Origin of the sequence: Cryptosporangium japonicum, from assembly GCF_039524755.1 — a bacterium.
Classification (GTDB): domain Bacteria; phylum Actinomycetota; class Actinomycetes; order Mycobacteriales; family Cryptosporangiaceae; genus Cryptosporangium; species Cryptosporangium japonicum.
This window is the reverse complement of the sequence record NZ_BAAAGX010000010.1, coordinates 95809-113714: the sequence shown is the minus strand read 5'-3', so window position 1 is coordinate 113714 and position 17906 is coordinate 95809. Positions and strand designations below refer to the sequence as shown.

The window sequence follows — 17906 nt, the reverse complement described above, 5'->3', positions numbered from 1 at the left end:
CGGGAGGCCTTCGGCGAGCGCGGCCACGCCGGGACGACGCTCCGGGAGATCGCGCGCCGCGCCGGGGTCACCCACGGGCTGATCACGCGGCAGTTCACGTCCAAGGAGCAGCTGTTCCGGGCGGCCGTGGACGGGCTCGGCCCGGATCCTCCGGGGCCTTCTCTTCGGCTAGCGAGATGGCGTCTTGACTTACGAGATGATCGAGGTCGAGGATCGCGCTCATGAAGATCACGGCCGTCACGCCGCTCCCGGTCACGCTGGGGCTGGGGCGCGAGCCCATGTCCTTCTGCTTCCTGCGGATCGAGACGGACGAGGGCCTGACCGGCTACGGCGAGGCCTGCGACAGTTTCGGCGCCAGCTACGCCGGGGTGATCGGCGAGATCGTCTCCCAGGTGCTGGCGCCGCTGCTGATCGGCCGTGACCTCGTCGCGGCCGAACCGCTCGCCGAGCACCTGCGCCTGTCCACCCGCCGCCGGCTCGGCGACCGGGGCATCGCGGCCCAGGCCCGCAGCGCGGTCGAGATCGCGCTCCAGGACCTCGTCGCGCAGGCCGCCGGCCGGTCGGTGAGCGCGCACCTCGGCCAGGTGCGGGACCGTGTCGGCATCTACGCGTCGTCGACGTTCCTGGACGAGGGCCCGGCCGCCTTCCACGCCGATCTGCTCGCCCCGCTCCTCGAGCGCGGGGTGCGGCAGGCGAAGGTGCGCATCGGTCCGGAGTGGCAGCGTGACCTGCGCACGCTGACCGAGCTGCGGAGTCTGCTGCCCGACGACGTCGAGCTGATGATCGACGGCAGCGACACGTTCACGCTCGCGACCTCGACCCAGATCGCCGCGCGGCTCGGTGAGCTCGGCGTGCGCTGGTTCGAGGAGCCGATTCCCCAGGCGAACCGGGCCGCGATCGCGGCGCTGTCGGCGAAGTCGGCGGTGCCGATCGCGTACGGCGAGCACCTCTACGGGCGCGAGGACTTCCTCGACGCGCTCACCCACGACGGCATCTCGGTCGTCCAGCCCGACGCCGCGACCGCCGGTGGCATCGCCGAGTCGCGTGCCGTCGCCGGGCTGGCGACCTACTACGGCGCGCGGGTCGTGCCGCACGTCTGCGCCGGCCCGGTCGCGCTCGCGGCCAACGTGGCGCTGGCGGCGACCGTGCCGACGATCAACCTGATCGAGTACCCGCTGTTCCTGGTGCCCGCGTGGGGCGCGTTCGGCGCCGGCGACCAGTTCGGGATCGGGGCCGTCGAGGACGGCTCGCTGCCCGTCCCGTCCGGCCCCGGCCTCGGTGTCCGCCTGGCCGACGACGTCACCACCCGGTACCCGTACCGGCTCCCGGGCGCACGGATCGCCGGCACCGTCGGCGGCGTACTCGACCGCTTCGTCGGAGACCGGTAGGCCCAGGTGCGCCGACGCCCGGGTCGGCGTTCGCGGGGATACCCGGCGCGGAGCACTCGGTCCGGATAGGACGGGGCTGGTTCGGCGGCGGCCCGGGGTACCGGCGGTACTACCACAACCGGTGGCTCCCACCCGGCCGGCCGCGCGCCGAGACTGCGCTCATGGAAACTTCGCTGGTGATGACCGGAGGCACCCGCGGGATCGGGGCGGCCGCGGTGGGCGAGCTGCTGCGTCGCGACCCCGGCCTGCGGATGGTGCTGCTCGCACGCGGTGACGCCCGGCCCGGCGACCGGACCACTGTCGTGCCGGTGGACCTGGCCGACCGGACGAGCACCCGCACGGCAGTGGCGACGGTCCGGGCGATGCTCGCCGACGGAACGCTCCCCCCGCTGCGCGGGATCGTCGGGAACGCGGGCGTCTCGCTGGCCGACGCCATCCACGCCACCCCGGACGGCCTGGAGACGACGTTCGCCGTCAACGTGGTCGCCAACCACGTGCTGATCGCCGGGCTCGCGCCCGCGCTGCCGGGGCCGGGCCGGGTCGTGATCACGGTCAGCGACACCCACTTCGGCGACTTCAAGCACACGTTCGGGACGATCCCGGCGCCGCGCTGGGCCGAACCCGCGGTGCTGGCCCGGCCGGGTGCGTTCCCGCGCCCGGCGACCGCCACCGCCGGGCGCACCGCCTACAGCACGAGCAAGCTCGCGGCGATCTACCTGGTGCACGAGTGGGCCCGGCGGCTGCCGCCCGGGGTGGACGTCGTCGCCCACAACCCGGGCCTGGTGCCCGGCACCGGCCTGGCCCGCGAGGCCGGGCCGGTCGCGCGGCTGCTGATGGGCGTGCTCAGCCCGCCGATGACGCTCACGCCGCTCGCCGACTCGGTGACCGCCGCGGGACGCAAACTCGCCGACGTCGTCCTCGGCGCGACCGCCGCGCCGACGGGCTCCTACGTCGACCGCACCGCACCCGCGCTCTCCTCGGGCGAGTCCTACGACCCCGAGCGCGAACGCGCGCTCTGGGAGTACCTGGAGCGGATCCGCTAGTCCTCCTGGTACGCCGGGGCCCGGCGGGGCACCGGGCGCGGCGCGCTCTCCAACAGCGGCAGCGCACGCGGAGCGACGACCACCGACAGGATGACGACGCTGGTCGAGCGGCTGACCCGGGCCGACTGGTTGATCGTCAGCAGGTGGCGCTGCAGGTCCTCGTGCGAGGACGCGACGAGGCGGCAGATCACGTCGGCCGAACCGGTCGTGGCGTAGGCCTCCACGACGGCCGGGTGCGCGGTCAGCTCGGCCGTCACCTCGTCCAGCGCACCTTGCGCGATCTCCAGCGTGACGAACGCCTGCACGACGTACCCGGCGGCGGTCAGGTCCACGTCCGGGCCGTGGCCGGTGAGCACGCCGGCCCGTTCCAGCCGGTCCAGGCGGGCCTGGACCGTGCCCCGGGCCACCCGCAGCGTGCGCGAGAGCTCCAGCACCCCGACGCGGGTGTGGTCGCGCAGCGCGGCGAGCAGATCGACGTCGAGCGCGTCCAGTTCGATGGCCATGTGAGCAGACTGTATAGCCGCGGGACGGTTCCGGTGCACCGAGATGGTCATCCGGACGAGTTGAGATGCGCGTGATTGCCATCCGGACGCGATCGAGGTGTCCTCGGTGTCAGCGATCACCGTCCCGGGAGGCACTCGTGAGCATCGACGAACTCGTCGGCCTGGTGGAGTACGACGCGAAGAACGACCCGTTCCCCGTCCAGGGCTGGGACGCGGTGGTCTGGTCGGTGGGCAACGCCACCCAGACCGCGCTGTTCTACCAGCACGTGTTCGGCATGGAACTCGTCGCGTACTCCGGGCCGGAGACCGGCAACCGCGACCACCACGCCTACGTCCTGCGCTCGGGCGGCGTGCGGTTCGTGTTCAAGGGCGGCGTGGACCCGGCCAGCGCACTGCTCGACCACCACCGCCGCCACGGCGACGGCATCGTCGACATCGCGCTCGAGGTTCCCGACGTCGACCGGTGCGTCGAGCACGCCCGCGCCGAGGGAGCCACCGTCCTGGAGGAGCCGCACGACGTCTCCGACGAGCACGGCACGGTGCGGATCGCCGCCATCGCGACCTACGGCGAGACCCGGCACACGCTCGTCGACCGCTCCCGCTACCGCGGCCCGTACCTGCCCGGCTACGTCGCCCGCACGACCGGCCACCCCACCCCGAAGCGTGTCTTCCAGGCGCTCGACCACGTCGTCGGCAACGTCGAACTGGGCCGGATGGACGAGTGGGTCGACTTCTACAACCGGGTCATGGGCTTCACGAACATGGCCGAGTTCGTCGGTGAGGACATCGCCACCGAGTACTCGGCGCTGATGAGCAAGGTCGTCGCCAGCGGCAACCACAAGGTGAAGTTCCCGCTCAACGAGCCGGCCGTCGGCAAGAAGCGCTCCCAGATCGACGAGTACCTCGACTACTACGGCGGCCCCGGCGCCCAGCACCTCGCGCTGGCGACCAACGACATCCTGCGCACCGTGGACGCGCTGCGCGCCCGCGGCGTCGAGTTCCTCGCGACGCCCGACTCGTACTACGAGGACCCGGAGCTGCGTGCCCGGATCGGCGAGGTGCGGGTGCCGATCGCCGAGCTGCAGTCGCGCGGCATCCTGGTCGACCGGGACGAGGACGGTTACCTCCTGCAGATCTTCACCAAGCCCCTCGGCGACCGCCCGACGGTGTTCTTCGAGTTCATCGAGCGGCACGGGTCGCTGGGCTTCGGAATCGGCAACTTCAAGGCCCTGTTCGAAGCGATCGAGCGCGAACAGGCCATCCGCGGCAACTTCTAGGGCGCGCTGACCTGGGTGATGCAACCGAATACCGGCCTCCTCGCGTCCAGCACTGTGTCATCAGCGAGCAGGGAGGCCGGGTGTCCGACGACGAGGACGACGCGTACCGCGAGTACGTGACGGGCGTCCTGCCCGGGCTGCGCCGGGTGGCGTACCTGCTCTGCCAGGACGTGCACCGCGCGGACGATCTCGTCCAGAGCGCCCTGGAGCGCCTCTACGTGCACTGGGGCAAGGCGAAGAAGGCGGCCGAGCCGAGGGCCTACGCCCGCACCGTGCTCGTCCGGGTGTTCCTGTCCGAGCAGCGGACGACGTGGGCGCGCCGGATCGTGCTGGTCGACGGGAGCCGCGACGACCCGGCCGGCCCCGAGCTCGACGTGGACGCCCGGCTGGAGATGGAGGCCGCGCTGCGCGAGCTTCCGCCCCGGCAACGCGCGGTGCTCGTCCTGCGCTTCTACTGCGACCTGTCGGTCGAGCAGACCGCCACGGTGTTGCGCTGCGCCACCGGCACGGTGAAGAGCCAGTCGGCCCGCGGCCTGGACCGGCTGCGCGAGGTGCTGACCGCGAACGCCCCGGCCGCGAGGAGCTGACGACATGGACGAGCGGAGCGCACGCACGATGCTGCGTCACCTGGCCGAGCGGAACTACGACGAGACGACAGTGGACGTGGACCGGGCGATCCGCGGCGGCCGGCGTCGTCGTCGGCGCCGGGCGGTGGCCTGGGTCGCCGCCGCCGTGGCGCTGGTGATCGGCGGGGTGGGCGCGGCGACGATCCCGGCGTTGCGTGACGAGCCGAACGCGATCCGCCCGGTGGCGCCCCGGTTCGAGAAGGCCACCGGCGCCGACCTGCAGGTGGGAAAGCAGCGTCTGCAGGTCGGCTGGCGGCCGGACGGGGTGGTGGGCACGACGACGGTCACCGGGCCCGACTCCCAGGTCGTGCACTTCCTCGCGGCCGGGAACCAGGACGCCGGCCCGCTGACCGGCCAGGGGCCGGCGAGCGTGTGGCTGGTGGAGGCCGCGTCGCCGCTCACGTTCACCGAGCCCGGCGGACCCACCGTGCCCGGCCCGGTCGTGCACGGCGCCCCGAGCACCTGGTTCGAGATCACCGGCGGTCCGGCTCCCGGCGGCACGCTGACCTGGACCCCGTCGCCCGGCCTGCGCGCGATGGTGATCGCCGGCAGCACCACGGTGGCGGCGCGGATCGCCGACTCGGTGCGCACCGACCTCGTCGGCCCGGTCCGGCTGCCGTTCACCCTGCCGCGGCCGGACGACCTGCAGGTCTCCGCCACCGTGGACACCCGGTACGACAACGCCGACTACTTCGCCGCGGTGACGTTCCGGAAGAAGGGTGAGAACGGGCCGATCGCGTCCGAGATCCTGTTCTGGCTCGCCCACGACACGCTCCCGGAACACAACTCCCCGCCGACGCGGAAGCTCCACGGGCGGGGGCTGCGGCTGAGCGACGGCCCGCCCGAGAACGGCGTGAACGTCTGGTACCACCTCGGCGCCGGGGTGGTGGCGGGCAGCACGGACGCCGCCCAGAACGGCCGCTACCTGCGCGACCGGGCCGGCGTCATCGCGATGGTCGAGTCCCTCCGCCCCGTCGACACGCCGGCCGACGTCGACAACTGGACCAACAACTACCTCCGGTGATCCTCAGTTCAGGCGGGCGACCGCGGCCTCGACGTCCGACTCGGTGACCGGGAAGCCCGGGAACCGGGAGAGACGTTGCAGCGGGATCGCGCGCAGCATCTGGCCGTTGTGCTCGTCGAAGAGCAGCGCGCCGAAGCCGTGGTCGCCGAGGGCGCCGCGCAGCCACTCGCCGCCGGCCGGGTGCGCCAACCAGGCGTCCACGCTGGACTCGAGCGTCACCGGCGGGGTGATCGCGTCGCCCTTGAGTTCCACCGTGGCCTCGGCGCGCAGGTCACGGGAGGACGCGCCGACGCGGATGCCGAACTCCCCGCCCTCGACGACCCAGTCGCCCGCGGCGACGTTCCAGAACGCGAACGCCCGCCGGTCCAGCGTGAGGGCCACCGGCGCGCTCCGCCCCGGCTCCAGCGTCACCCGGGTGAACGCCCGCAGCTCCTGGTCCGGCCGGTAGACGGTGGCGTCCGGGTCGGTGACGTAGACCTGCACGATCTCCGCCCCGGTGCGGGTGCCGGTGTTGGTCACGGTGAGCCGCACCTCGACGGTGTCGTCGTGGGTGCTGACCGACAGGTCGTCGTAGGCGAACGTGGTGTAGCTCAGGCCGTGGCCGAACGGGTACGCGACCGGCAGCCGGTGCGCGTCGTACCAGCGGTAGCCGATCAGCAGGCCTTCCCCGTAGCGGACGTGCCCGTGCTCGCCGGGGAACGCGCCGAGCGTCGGGTTGTCCTCGTAGCGCACCGGGATCGTCTCGGCGAGCTTTCCGGACGGGTTCGCGGCGCCCAGCAGCAGGTCCGCGGTCGCCGCGCCGCCGGCCTGGCCCAGCAGCCAGCCCTCGAGCAGCGCCGCCGCGTCGTCCTGCCAGTCCGCGACCGAGACCACCGAACCGTTCGACAGCACCACGACGACCCGCTCGTTGACGCCGGCCACCGCGCGCAGCAGCTCGAGCTGGTGCGCGGGCAGGTTCATGTGCGCCCGGTCGTAGCCCTCCGACTCGTACGAGGGCGGCAGCCCGAGGAAGACGACCGCGACCTCGGCCGCCGCCGCGGCGCGGACCGCCTCCTCGATCAGCGCCTCGTCGGCGTTCTCCGACTCGATGACGAACCCGGGCGCGAACGTCACCTCGCGCCGCCCGTCCAGCGCCGCGCGCAACGCGTCCAGCGCGGAGTCGACGCGGGTGGGGTTGACCTGCGAGGAACCGGCGCCCTGGAAGCGCGGCGAGCGGGCGAACTCACCGATCACCGCGATCGCGCCACCGGCCGACGGGTCGAGCGGCAGCAGGCCGCCCTCGTTCTTGAGCAGCACGGCGCTGGCGACGGCGGCCTCGCGGGCCAGCGCGTGGTGGGCGTCGACGTCGAACGTGCCGCCCTCGGCGAGCGCGGGCAGCGACCGGTCGACGAGCGTCAGCACCCGGGTGGCCGCGCGGTCGACGTCCTCCTCGCTCAGCCGGCCGGCCGCGACCGCGTCCAGGATCCGGCGGGTGCCGCCGCCGCCCGACGACGGCATCTCCAGGTCCAGCCCGGCCGCCACCGCCGCCCCGCGCTCGTTCACCGCGCCCCAGTCGGAGACGACCAGGCCGTCGAAGCCCCAGTCGCCGCGCAGGACGTCGGTGAGCAGCCACGGGTCCTCGGAGGCGTACACCCCGTTGATGCGGTTGTACGAGCACATCACCGTCCACGGCTGGGCCTTGGTGACCACCCGCTCGAACGCGGGCAGGTAGATCTCGCGCAACGTGCGCTCGTCGACGTCGGCGGAGACCGTCATCCGGTCGGTCTCCTGGTTGTTGGCCGCGAAGTGCTTCAGCGACGTGCCGACGCCGTTCTCCTGGATACCGTCGACCAGCGACACCGCGAGCTCGCCGGCGAGCAGCGGATCCTCGGAGAAGTACTCGAAGTTGCGCCCGCAGAGCGGCGTCCGCTTCATGTTGACGCCCGGGCCGAGCAGCACCGACACCCCGGAGGCGCGGCACTCGGCGGCGAGGGCGGCGCCGACCCGGTGCAGCAGGTCGGTGTCCCAGCTCGACGCGAGCCCCGCGGCCGGCGGGAAGCAGGTCGCGGGGACGCTGGCGACGAGCCCGAGGTGGTCGCTCTCCTCGGCCTGTTTACGCAGCCCGTGCGGGCCGTCGGTGACCATGACCGCCGGGACGCCGAGCCGTTCGACCGGCTGGGTGTGCCAGAAGTCCGACCCGTCGAGCAGGGCGGCCTTCTCCTCCAGCGACAGCGCGGCGAGTACAGCGGGCACGTCCAGCCGGTTCGTCATCCACCCACGGTACCTCCGAAAACCGAGTGCACACTAGGTATTCAGGAAGCGTTCCAGCTGGGTGACGACGAACCGGTGGTCGTCGACCTGGGGCAGCCCGGAGACCGCGACCGAGCCGATCGGCCCGCCCCCGGCGACGATCAGCGGGAACGCCCCGCCGTGGGCGGCGTACTCGGCGGTGTCGAGCCGCGAGTCGGTGTCGAAGTTCCCGCCGTCGGCGCGGAACCGGCACCCGACGTAGTACGACGAGTGCCCGTACCGGTCGACGACCGCGGCTTTGCGTCGCAGCCACCCGTCGTTGTCGGCCGACGCTCCGGCCAGCGCGGTGTGGAACAGCTCCTGGCGGCCGCGCCGGATCGCGATCGCCACCGGGAGCCGCTCGGCCAGCGCGGCGGCACGCAGCGCGCCGCCCAGCTCCCAGGCGGTGTCCTCGTCGAAGCGGGGGAACACCAGGCGCCGCTCCTGGTCCAGCAGCGTCTCGAGCGACTCGTCGCTCATCGGGGCTTCACCTCCACGATCGCGCCGGTGGTGGCGCTGGTACGGGCCGCGTCGAGGACGATCGCGGTCGCGATCGCGTCGGCCGGGTGGACCGGTGGTTCACCCTCGCCCCGCACGGCCGCGGCGAACCGGGGATAGAACGTGTCCCAGCGGCCCCGTTCGGTCGGGTGGGAACGGGCGGTGCCGTCGGCGTACACGGTGCCGTGGTTCTCCTCGGGTTCGACGCCCCAGGTCTCGGCTCCGCTGACCAGCTGCTCCTCCTGGCTGTCGCCCGCGGCCACCACGTAGGTGCCCGCGGTGCCGGTCACCCGCCACCGGGGACCGGGCGCCGACTGGCTCCAGCTGCCCCACAGGTGCGAGCGGGCCCCGGACTCGTGGGTGAGCGCGAGGAACACGTCGTCGTCCAGCCCCGAACCGCGCTCGCGCCACTCGGCGTAGACCGCGCGGACCGGCCCGAGCAGGAACAACGCCTGGTCGACGAGGTGGCTGCCGAAGTCCAGCAGCGTCCCGCCGCCCGAGCGCCCCGGCCCGTCCTGCGGGGCGTAACGCTCGAACCGGGACTCCAGCCGGGTGACGGTGCCGAGCACGCCGTCGTCCACCAGCGCCCGTACCGTGCGGAAGTCCGAGTCCTCCCGGCGGTTCTGGTACGGGCTGAGCACCAGCCCGAGCCGGGCGGCGAGCTCCACCGAGGCGCGCGCGGCCGCCGCGTCGAGCGCGAACGGCTTGTCGCAGACGACCGCCATCCCCAGGCCGAGCGCCTCCTCGGTGAGCGCGCTGTGGGTGTCGGCCGGAGTGGAGATCGCGACCGCCTCGACGCCCAGGCCGGCCAGCTCGCCCAGGCTCGACACCGTCGCCGCGCCGGGCACCTCCCGCTCGACCAGCGCACGGCGCTCCGGTGCCGACGTCACGACCGCGACCAGGTCGCACTCCGGCGCGGCCCGGAGGAGCGGCGCGTGGAAGTACCGCCCTCCGAACCCGTACCCGACCAGGCCGAACCGCACAGGTGTCGTCATTCCGCTGATTCAACCAGGGTGGTCGCGCCGGTCATGATCGCCACCGCCTCGGACATCGAGTGCGAGTCCGGCGTGATCACCCCCGCGCACCGGCCCAGCCGCTGGATGTGGATGCGGTCGGCCACCTCGAACACGTGCGGCATGTTGTGGCTGATCAGGATCGTCGGCAACCCGCGCGAGCGGACCTCGCGGATCATCCGCAGCACCTGGTTGGACTCCTTGACGCCGAGGGCGGCCGTCGGCTCGTCGAGCACGATGACCTTGCTGCCGAACGCGGCCGCGCGCGCCACCGAGACGGCCTGGCGCTGGCCGCCGGAGAGCGTCTCGACCGGCTGCGCCATGTTCTGCAGCGTGCCGATGCCGAGGTCGGTGAGGGCCTTGGCGGCGTCGTCGCGCATGCCCGACTTGTCGACCATGCGCAGCACGCTCCCGAGGAACCCGGGCCGGCGGCGTTCGCGCCCCAGGAACAGGTTGCTCGCGATGTCGAGGGCCGGCGCGACCGCGAGCGTCTGGTACACGGTCTCGATGCCGGCGTCGCGGGCGTCCTGCGGGCGGCGGAACTGCACCGGCTGCCCGTCGACGCGGATCTCGCCCGCGTCCGGCACGAGCGCGCCGGTCAGGCACTTGATCAGCGTCGACTTGCCGGCGCCGTTGTCGCCGATGATCGCCAGCACCTCACCGGGGTACAGATCCAGATCGACGCCGTCCAGGCCGACCACCCGCCCGAACGTCTTCACCAGCCCTCGCGCGGAGAGCACCGGCTCGCTCATGCCTTGACCCTCCGGATCCACTGGTCGACGCCGACCGCGACGATCACCAGGAGGCCGACGGCCAGGACGCGGTACTGGTCGTCGACGCCGGCCAGCGACAGCCCGCTGCGGAACGCGCCGACGATCAGCGCGCCGAGCAGCGTGCCCAGCAGCGCGCCCCGGCCGCCGAAGAGGCTGGTGCCGCCGATCACCACGGCCGTGATGCTCTCCAGGTTGGCGTCGGTGATGGCGTTGGGGCTGGCCGCACCGGCCCGGCCGATCAGGATCCAGGCGGTGAGGCCGTAGATCGCACCGGCGACGGCGTAGACGCTGAGCAGTACGCGGTCGACGCGGATGCCGGCCAGCCGCGCGGCCTCCTTGTCGTCGCCGACCGCGTAGACGTGCCGGCCCCACGCGGTGTTGGCCAGCGCGAACCCGACCCCCAGGTAGAGCAGGACGACGATCACCACGCCCCAGGTGATGCGCCACCGGCCGGCCCCGAACGACTCGCCGGTCCAGTTCAGCAGCGCGGGCAGGTCGTCGGCCTGGACGCTCTGCCCGCTGGTGTAGAGCAGGCCGATCGCGGTGAAGACGCTCAGGGTCCCCAGCGTGACGATGAACGGCGGCAGCGCGATGCGGGTGACCAGCGCCCCGTTGAGCAGCCCGGCGACGACGCCGAGCGCGAGCGCGACGAGCACCGCGAGGACACCGGGGATGCCACCGTCCTCGGCGAGCTTGGCGGCGACCATCATCGCCAGGATCGTGACCGCGCCGACCGACAGGTCGATGCCCGCGGTGAGGATGATCAGCGTCTGGCCCACCGCCAGCGCGCCGATGACCGCGACCTGCTGCAGCAGCAGCGAGAGCGACGCGGGCTGGGCGAACCGGGGGTTGAGCGCCGAGAACACCGCGAATGCGATGACCAGCACGATCAGCGGGCTGATCGAGGGGTGGGCGTGCAGCACGTGCTGCACCCGCTGGAGCGGGGACTGGCGGCGTCGCGCGAACTCCTCGGCGGCCGTCGTGGTGGCTATCCCCAGCACAGCTCGGCGCCCTTGGTGGTGTCGATGCTCTCGACGCCGTCGGCCGGCTCGTCGGTGACCAGCGCGACGCCGGTGTCGAAGAAGTCCTTGCCGCCGGTGACCGACGGCTTCTTCCCGTCGGTCGCGATGTCCTTGATCGCCTTCACGCCGAGCTCGGCCATCTTGACCGGGTACTGCTGGGAGGTCGCGTTGATGATGCCGTCCTTGACCTGCTTCACCCCGTCGCACCCGCCGTCGACCGAGACGACGAGCACGTTCGTGATGCCCGCGGCCTTCAGGGCCTTCTGCGCGCCGACGGCGGCCGGTTCGTTGAGCGTGTAGACGACGTTGATGCCCGGGTTCTTGGTCAGGCAGCGCTCCATCGCGGTGCGGCCGCCGTCCTCGGCGCCCTGCGTGGGCTCGTTGCACACGATCTGGTAGGTGCCGCCGGAGTACCGGCCGGTCTTCGCCTCGTCGCCGTTCTTCTTCGTGTCGTTGGTGGGGATGCCCATGCCGGTGAGGAAGCCCTGGTCGCGGTTGTAGTCGACCGAGACGATCTTGTCGTTGAACAGGTCGAGCAGCGCGATCGTGGCCGGTTTCCCGGCGAGCTGCACCGCGGTCCACTTCCCGATCAGCTCACCGGCGCGGAAGTTGTCGGTGGCGAACGTGATGTCGACCGTGTCGGCCGGGTCCGGGGGAGTGTCCAGCGCGATGACGTAGAGGCCGGCGTCGCGTGCCTTCTTGATCGCGGAGTTGACGCCGGGGCCGTTCGGGGTGATCAGGATGCCCTTGTCGCCGCGGGCGATCGCGTCCTCGATGGCCTGCACCTGGGTCTGCTCGTCGCCGTCCTCCTTGCCGGCGGCCAGGGTGAGTTCCACGTCGTTGGCCGCCGCCGCCTTCTTCGCGCCGTCCTGCATCGTCACGAAGAAGGGGTTGGTGGAGTTTTTCGTGATCAGTGAGACCGAAACCGAATCGGAGTCGCCGCTGTCGCCGCACCCGGCGGCGGCCAGCGTCAGCGCGACCGCGGTGAGAACGCTCAGAACCCTGCGCTGTTTCATTGCCTGCTCCTCTGCTGACAACGTTGTCAGGGAGTGTTGACCCTCTGAATCGAGCGAGTCAATAGTGGACGGTCTTCTTTGGAGCGCTGGTTGACAACGTTGTCGGGGTTGGACAAGATCCGGCCATGGCCCGGGCGACGCTGCGCGACGTGGCCCGCCTGGCCGAGGTCAGCCCGAAGACCGTCTCCCGGGTGGTCAACCGCGAAGCCGGGGTCACCCCGGCGAAGGTCGCCGCGGTCACCGCGGCCATCGAGAAACTGGGCTACCGCCCGAACTTCACCGCGAGCAGCCTCCGGCGGGCCAACGGCCGCACCGCGACGATCGGCGTCGTGCTGGAGAACGTGGCCAACCCGTTCTCCTCCACCCTGCACCGGGCCATGGAGGACGTCGCGCGCGAGCACGGCGTCGCGATCCTGGCCGGCAGCGTCGACGAGGACCCGGCCCGCGAGCGTGCGCTGATCAGCACGTTCGCCGGCCGGCAGGTGGACGGCCTGGTGGTCGCGCCGGCGAGCGGCAACCAGGGCTACCTGACGGCCGAGATCCTCGGCGGCACCCCGCTGGTGTTCGTCGACCGGCCGCCGGTGGGCATCTCGGCCGACACCGTGGTGATCGACAACCGGGCGGGCGCCCGCCGGGCCGTCGACCACCTGATCACGCACGGCCACCGCACCATCGGCTACCTCGGTGACCTGCGCTCGATCGCCACCGCCCGCGATCGCCTGCAGGGCTACCGGGACGCGCTGGCCGACGAGGGCATCCGGCCCGGGCCCGTGGTCGAGGACGTCCACACCGAGAGCGAGGCCGAGCGGGCCGTCCACCGGCTGTTCGCCGCCGACCGGCCGCCGACCGCGCTGTTCACCGCCCAGAACCTGGTGACGATCGGCGCCATCCGCGCGCTGCGGTCACTGGGTCGCCAGCACACGGTGGCGCTGGTCGGCTTCGACGACTTCCCGCTCGCTGACCTCCTCGAACCCGGGGTGACCGTCGTCGCGCAGGACCCGACCGCGATGGGGCGGCTCGCCGCGTCGCTGGTGTTCCGGCGGCTGGCCGGCGAGCAGTGGGAGCCCGCGGTGCACGTGATCCCCACCCGCCTGATCACCCGGGGTTCGGGCGAGATTCAGAACGCCGTGTAACCCCCGTCGACGACGAGCACCGAACCGGTCATGAACGACGACGCCGGGCTGGCCAGGAACACCACGGCCGGCGCGATCTCGGGCGGCTCCGCGGCCCGCCGCATCGGGGCGTCCCCGATCCAGTGGGCGGCGAACTCGGGCCGGTCGATCGGGGTCATGTCGGTGCGGACGTAACCGGGCGCGACCGCGTTGACCCGGACCCCGTGCGGGGCCCACTCGGCGGCCAGCGACTTCGTGAGGTGGTGCACGCCGGCCTTGGACGCGTTGTAGGCCGGCTGCCACTGGGGCCGGTTGACGATCTCACCCGACATCGAACCGACGTTGACGATCACGCCGCCACCGGCACGCACCATGCCCGCGCCGAACGCCTGACAGCCGTACCAGACCCCGGTCAGGTTCACCGAGATCACCTCGTGCCAGTCCTCCTCGGTGACCTCCAGCGCGGGCCGGTGTATGCAGGTGCCGGCGTTGTTGACCAGCACGTCGACGGCGCCGAACGCCCCGGTGATCTCCTCGGCCGCGGCGAACACCGCCGCCCGGTCGGCCATGTCGGCGGTGAACGCGGCCGCGCGGACGCCCTTCGCGTCCAGTTCGGCCACCACGCGGGCGCTGGCGTCCGCGTCCCGGGCCAGGATCGCGACCGAGGCACCGGCCTCGCCGAGCGCGTGCGCGAACGCCCGGCCCAGCCCACGGTTGCCGCCGGTGACCACGGCGACCTTCCCCGGCAACGCGAACGTGTCCAGAACCGTCATGACGCGATCCTCGCAGAGCGGCCGGGCGGAACACTGAACAATCCGTACACCCCGGAGTTACGCCGCCCGGGTATGCCTCTGTTCGACCAGATCAGCGCGACGCTCACCGGCGTCGCCGACGACCGGCCACCCGTCGTGCTCCTGCACGGGCTCACCTACGACCGGCGGCAGTGGGGGCCGCTCACCCGCGAGCTCGACACGCTCGACCCGGGCCGGCGCACGTTCGCCCTCGACCTGCCCGGCCACGGCCAGTCGCCGCCGCGCGGGTCCTACCGCAGCGACGAGGTCGTCGACGCGCTGCACCGCGCGGTCACCGCGGCCGGGCTGGACGCCCCGGTGGTGGCCGGGCACTCGCTCGGCGGCATCCTCGCGACCGTCTACGCCGCGCGCTACCCGACCCGCGGGGTGCTCAACCTCGACCAGCCGCTGCGCCTCGGCCGGTTCGGCGCGATCGTGCGCGACGCCGAGCCGGCGCTGCGCGGGCCGGGGTGGCGGGCCGTGTGGGACCGGTTCGTCGCCGGCATGGGCATCGACGGCCTCGCCGCCGACGCCCGGGTGCTGGCCCGCGACGGCAGCTCACCCCGGCCCGAGCTGCTCCTCGGCTACTGGGACGAGATCCTGCGGTCGCCGGACGCGCTCGTCGACGAGCAGCGCGAGCGGGAACTGGCCGCGATCGCCGCCCGCGGCCTGCGGTACGTGCTGGTCACGTCGACCGAGCCCGCGGTGCGCCTCCCCGACGTCGAGCCGGTGGTGCTGCCCGGCGGCGGCCACTTCCCGCACCTCGCGCACCCCCGCGCCGTCGCCGAGCTGCTGGCTCAGAGCCTCCAGCGGGTCGGGCCACCGGGGGCCGGCTGGTAACGCAGGTACCGGCCGGTGCGCAGCGACGTGCTCAGGTGCGCACCGGCCAGCGGGGCCTGGGCGGCGATCCGCTCCACCGTGGAGCGGATCGCCCTGGTGGTGTTGACCCGGGCACGCTCTTCCTCCGCCGCCGACGTGCGCGGACGCCCACCGAGCCCGGTGGCGGCGCGCAGTTCGGCGACGAGCGCGCTCCGCTCGGCGTCGGCCCTGGCCGCCGCGTCGCGGTCGCCGCTGCGGTCGGCGGCGGCCAGCTCGGCCTCCAGCGCGGCCAGCCGTCTCCGGTAGGCGCGGCGCGCGTCGCCGTCGAGCACCGGCTCGGCCGCGCCGGGACGCAGCCCCGCGCCGCCGGCCGCCAGGTCCAGCGCGGCGATCTCCTGCCCGGGTGCGGCCAGCAGGGCCCGGAGGAAGTCCACGCCCCGCCCGGCCCGCAGCCGCGCGGTCTCGGTGCCGGCACGCAGCACCCAGTCCTCGCCGTCGCGGGCCAGCGCCCACCCGGCATCCGGCCGGACCAGCCCCAGCCGGGCGGCGATCGAGGCGGCGCGCCCGGCGTCGCCGGGGCCGTTGCGCTCGGCCAGCGTGGCGGCGAGCCAGGGCAGCGCACCGAGCCGTTCCTCCAGCGCGACCGCGCGGTCGAAGTGCCGGCCGGCCTCGCCGGTGCGGCCGAGCCGGGCGGCCAGGCGCCCGAGGACGTCGTCCACCGGGCCGGTGACCGTGTTGGCGCCGCCCCAGACGACCAGCCGCCCTTCGAACGGACCCAGCGCGGCGTACAGCGCCTCGACCGCGGGCGGCTCACCCACGCGCGCGGCGACGACACCCAGGTCGGCCACCGCGCCCACCCAGCGCGGCCCGCCGCCGGCCAGCACCGCTGGGAGCAGGCGGGTCAGCTCCAGCGCCGCCTCCGCCTCGGCGCCGCCCTCCACCAGCACCCGGGCGGCGGTCGCCTCGAAGTACTGGCCGGGGATCCGCCGGGCCAGCGCGCGCAGCCGCGTGACGTCCGTGCCCGCGGTGCCGCGTACCAGCGCGAGGTTGCCGGCCAGCGTGGCCACCAGCCGGTCGGTGTCGGGCAGGCCCGCCGCCCGGCCGCGCTGCGCGACCTGCGCGACGAGCTCCTCGACCAGGTCGAACCGGCCCCGGACGAGGGCGAGCACGGCCTGCCGGGAGAGCACCACGACCGCCGCCTCGGCGTCGCCGGACAGTTCCGCGGCCCGGCCGTAGGCCACCAGCGTCGCCTCGGCCGCGCCCAGGTCGGCCAGCTCGACCAGTGCGGTGAAACGCCAGAACAGCCCGCGCAGCTCGGTGGGCAGGTCACCGGCCCGGCCGGCCTGCTCGACGATCTGCCCGGCGACCTCCAGGCGCTCCGCGGCGCCGGCCGGCTCCCAGAGCGCGTGCAGCCGGTCGTCGAGCACCGCGGCGACCGTGCCCGGATCGCCGCTCGCGCGGGCCAGCGTCAGCGCCTGATCGGCCAGGTCGCGTCGGTGCGCGGCGGCCGAGGCGTCGCCGAGCAGCTCGCGCGCGAGGCGGCCCAGCACCCGGGCACGCAGCGGGCCGGGCAGGTGCTGCTCGGCGGCGTAACGCAGCAGCCGCACCAGGCCGGCGTCGAGTTCCAGGAACCCGGCCCGCGACCGGCCGGCGAGCGCGGCCACGACCACCGCGTCCAAGTCGGTGCCGCCGAGGCCGGCCGCGAAGTCCAGCGCGGGGCCGGGCAGGCCGCCGGACAGCAGCCAGACGGCGTGCGCGGCGCCGGGGGAGAGGCCGGGCAGGAGCGGGGCCAGGTCGGGTTCGGGCACGCCGCCCAGGTGCACCTCGGGCGGGAGGCCGAGCGGCGCGACCGCGGTGATCAGCACGGCCGCGCCGTCCGCGGTGAGCCGCGCGACCAGCTCGGCCCGGTCGGCCCGGTCGGCCCGGTCGGCGTCGTCGAGGACGACCAGGCGTCGGGTGCCGGCCAGCGCGGCCGGTGCGGTGGTGACCGGGAGGCCGCGGGCGGCGGCCAGCGCCGCGGCGGCGCCGGCCAGCGCGGTCTTCCCCGCGCCGGACGGCCCGGTGACGACGAGATGCCCGCCGACGCCGGCCGCGGCCCGGTCGAGCAGCCGGGAGACCGCGCCGAGCTCACGCCGCCGCCCGGCCAGGGACGGGGCGACCGGTTCGGGCCCGGTCACATCGAGGTGACGCCGCGCACGCGGTGACCGACCGCGATCGACTCACCGGAGATCGCGCCCGCGCGCGGCGACACGAGGAACGCGACGAGGTCCGCGATCTGCGCGGGGCTCGACTCGCCCGGCCGGCCCGCCTCGACCGCGGTGGCCGGGGACGCGGCGACGATCCCCGGGCTGACCGTGTTGATCGTGACGCCCGACCCGGCGACGCCGTCGGCGAGGTTCTTGGCCGCGACGATCAGCGCCGCGTTGCGCACCGAACCGGTGACCGACCCGGTGAGGAACGCGTTCTGGCCGCTCACCCCGACGATGCGGCCGAAACCGGCCGCGGTCAGAACCGGCAGCACCGCGTTGGCCAGACGGAGGAACGACAGGGCCTTCGCGTCGATCGCGTCGAGCACCTGCTCGGGATCGGCGTGCCGGGACGCGTCGAGCGTGCGTGCGCTCGGCGCGGCCGCGACGACCAGGGCGTCGAGCCGGCCGTGCCGGTCGAGCACCGTCGCCAGCCCCGCCGCCACCGAGGCGGGGTCCCTCGCGTCGATCCGGACGCCGCCGCCCG

Annotated in this window: 18 protein-coding genes; 8 read left to right on the top strand and 10 right to left on the bottom strand. The window is 73.8% G+C overall.

What is annotated here, in order from left to right:
* Positions 1 to 48: 48 nt before the first annotated feature.
* The 3 genes from ABD437_RS13450 to ABD437_RS13440 all read left to right on the top strand — a co-directional run bounded on the left by ABD437_RS13450 (position 49) and on the right by ABD437_RS13440 (position 2431).
* Complete coding sequence (locus ABD437_RS13450; protein ID WP_344649458.1) at positions 49 to 225, top strand: helix-turn-helix domain-containing protein; 177 nt, start codon at positions 49 to 51, stop codon at positions 223 to 225.
* On the top strand, positions 222 to 1388 hold the full coding sequence (locus tag ABD437_RS13445) for a mandelate racemase/muconate lactonizing enzyme family protein (RefSeq protein ID WP_344649131.1): 1167 nt from the start codon (positions 222 to 224) through the stop codon (positions 1386 to 1388). Before ABD437_RS13450 ends, ABD437_RS13445 begins: the two co-directional genes overlap by 4 nt.
* Before the next feature lie 161 nt (positions 1389 to 1549).
* Positions 1550 to 2431: an SDR family NAD(P)-dependent oxidoreductase gene (locus ABD437_RS13440; RefSeq protein WP_344649130.1), complete on the top strand. Its 882-nt coding sequence runs from the start codon at positions 1550 to 1552 to the stop codon at positions 2429 to 2431.
* Here ABD437_RS13440 and ABD437_RS13435 read toward each other — a convergent pair.
* Complete coding sequence (locus ABD437_RS13435; RefSeq protein ID WP_344649129.1) at positions 2428 to 2934, bottom strand: Lrp/AsnC family transcriptional regulator; 507 nt, start codon at positions 2932 to 2934, stop codon at positions 2428 to 2430. The two genes, ABD437_RS13440 and ABD437_RS13435, sit on opposite strands and share 4 nt — an antisense overlap.
* A 137-nt stretch (positions 2935 to 3071) precedes the next feature.
* On the opposite strand from ABD437_RS13435, the gene hppD reads away from it, so the two are divergent.
* The 3 genes from hppD (at position 3072) to ABD437_RS13420 (ending at position 5861) form a co-directional block, all read left to right on the top strand.
* On the top strand, positions 3072 to 4211 hold the full coding sequence (gene hppD, locus ABD437_RS13430) for a 4-hydroxyphenylpyruvate dioxygenase (RefSeq protein WP_344649128.1): 1140 nt from the start codon (positions 3072 to 3074) through the stop codon (positions 4209 to 4211).
* Positions 4212 to 4291: 80 nt separating this feature from the next.
* Positions 4292 to 4798, top strand: a complete 507-nt coding sequence (locus ABD437_RS13425) for a SigE family RNA polymerase sigma factor (RefSeq protein ID WP_344649127.1) — start codon at positions 4292 to 4294, stop codon at positions 4796 to 4798.
* A gap of 4 nt (positions 4799 to 4802) precedes the next feature.
* On the top strand, positions 4803 to 5861 hold the full coding sequence (locus ABD437_RS13420; protein WP_344649126.1) for a hypothetical protein: 1059 nt from the start codon (positions 4803 to 4805) through the stop codon (positions 5859 to 5861).
* A gap of 3 nt (positions 5862 to 5864) precedes the next feature.
* On the opposite strand, the gene ABD437_RS13415 is transcribed toward ABD437_RS13420, so the two are convergent.
* From ABD437_RS13415 to ABD437_RS13390, 6 genes are read right to left on the bottom strand one after another with little or no spacing between them, the layout of a single operon-like run.
* Positions 5865 to 8111, bottom strand: coding sequence for a glycoside hydrolase family 3 C-terminal domain-containing protein (locus tag ABD437_RS13415; RefSeq protein WP_344649125.1), 2247 nt, complete (start codon positions 8109 to 8111; stop codon positions 5865 to 5867).
* 33 nt (positions 8112 to 8144) lie between these two features.
* A complete protein-coding gene (locus ABD437_RS13410) occupies positions 8145 to 8609 on the bottom strand; it encodes a heme-degrading domain-containing protein (protein WP_344649124.1) in 465 nt (154 codons plus the stop codon).
* On the bottom strand, positions 8606 to 9622 hold the full coding sequence (locus tag ABD437_RS13405) for a Gfo/Idh/MocA family protein (RefSeq protein ID WP_344649123.1): 1017 nt from the start codon (positions 9620 to 9622) through the stop codon (positions 8606 to 8608). The genes ABD437_RS13410 and ABD437_RS13405 overlap by 4 nt, the downstream gene beginning before the upstream one ends.
* Positions 9619 to 10392 carry an ATP-binding cassette domain-containing protein gene (locus tag ABD437_RS13400; RefSeq protein ID WP_344649122.1) on the bottom strand — a complete coding sequence of 258 codons (774 nt, stop codon included), beginning with the start codon at positions 10390 to 10392 and terminating at the stop codon, positions 9619 to 9621. The genes ABD437_RS13405 and ABD437_RS13400 overlap by 4 nt, the downstream gene beginning before the upstream one ends.
* The gene (locus tag ABD437_RS13395; protein WP_425558155.1) at positions 10389 to 11411 is read right to left on the bottom strand and encodes an ABC transporter permease; all 1023 of its coding nucleotides are present in this window, start codon (positions 11409 to 11411) and stop codon (positions 10389 to 10391) included. Before ABD437_RS13395 ends, ABD437_RS13400 begins: the two co-directional genes overlap by 4 nt.
* Complete coding sequence (locus tag ABD437_RS13390) at positions 11402 to 12451, bottom strand: substrate-binding domain-containing protein (protein ID WP_344649120.1); 1050 nt, start codon at positions 12449 to 12451, stop codon at positions 11402 to 11404. Before ABD437_RS13390 ends, ABD437_RS13395 begins: the two co-directional genes overlap by 10 nt.
* 125 nt (positions 12452 to 12576) lie before the next feature.
* Here ABD437_RS13390 and ABD437_RS13385 point away from each other — a divergent pair, with 125 nt between their 5' ends.
* Positions 12577 to 13584, top strand: coding sequence for a LacI family DNA-binding transcriptional regulator (locus tag ABD437_RS13385; protein WP_344649119.1), 1008 nt, complete (start codon positions 12577 to 12579; stop codon positions 13582 to 13584).
* Here ABD437_RS13385 and ABD437_RS13380 read toward each other — a convergent pair.
* The gene (locus ABD437_RS13380) at positions 13569 to 14336 is read right to left on the bottom strand and encodes an SDR family NAD(P)-dependent oxidoreductase (protein WP_344649118.1); all 768 of its coding nucleotides are present in this window, start codon (positions 14334 to 14336) and stop codon (positions 13569 to 13571) included. The genes ABD437_RS13385 and ABD437_RS13380 overlap by 16 nt on opposite strands.
* A 72-nt stretch (positions 14337 to 14408) precedes the next feature.
* On the opposite strand from ABD437_RS13380, the gene ABD437_RS13375 reads away from it, so the two are divergent.
* A complete protein-coding gene (locus ABD437_RS13375; protein ID WP_344649117.1) occupies positions 14409 to 15194 on the top strand; it encodes an alpha/beta fold hydrolase in 786 nt (261 codons plus the stop codon).
* On the opposite strand, the gene ABD437_RS13370 is transcribed toward ABD437_RS13375, so the two are convergent.
* Both ABD437_RS13370 and ABD437_RS13365 read right to left on the bottom strand, forming a co-directional pair.
* Positions 15152 to 17350 (bottom strand): AAA family ATPase, encoded by a 2199-nt coding sequence (locus tag ABD437_RS13370; protein WP_344649116.1) that lies wholly within the window; start codon positions 17348 to 17350, stop codon positions 15152 to 15154. The genes ABD437_RS13375 and ABD437_RS13370 overlap by 43 nt on opposite strands.
* A partial coding sequence (locus ABD437_RS13365) for an SDR family oxidoreductase (RefSeq protein WP_344649115.1) occupies positions 17347 to 17906 on the bottom strand: 560 nt, incomplete at its 5' end. The genes ABD437_RS13365 and ABD437_RS13370, both read right to left, overlap by 4 nt.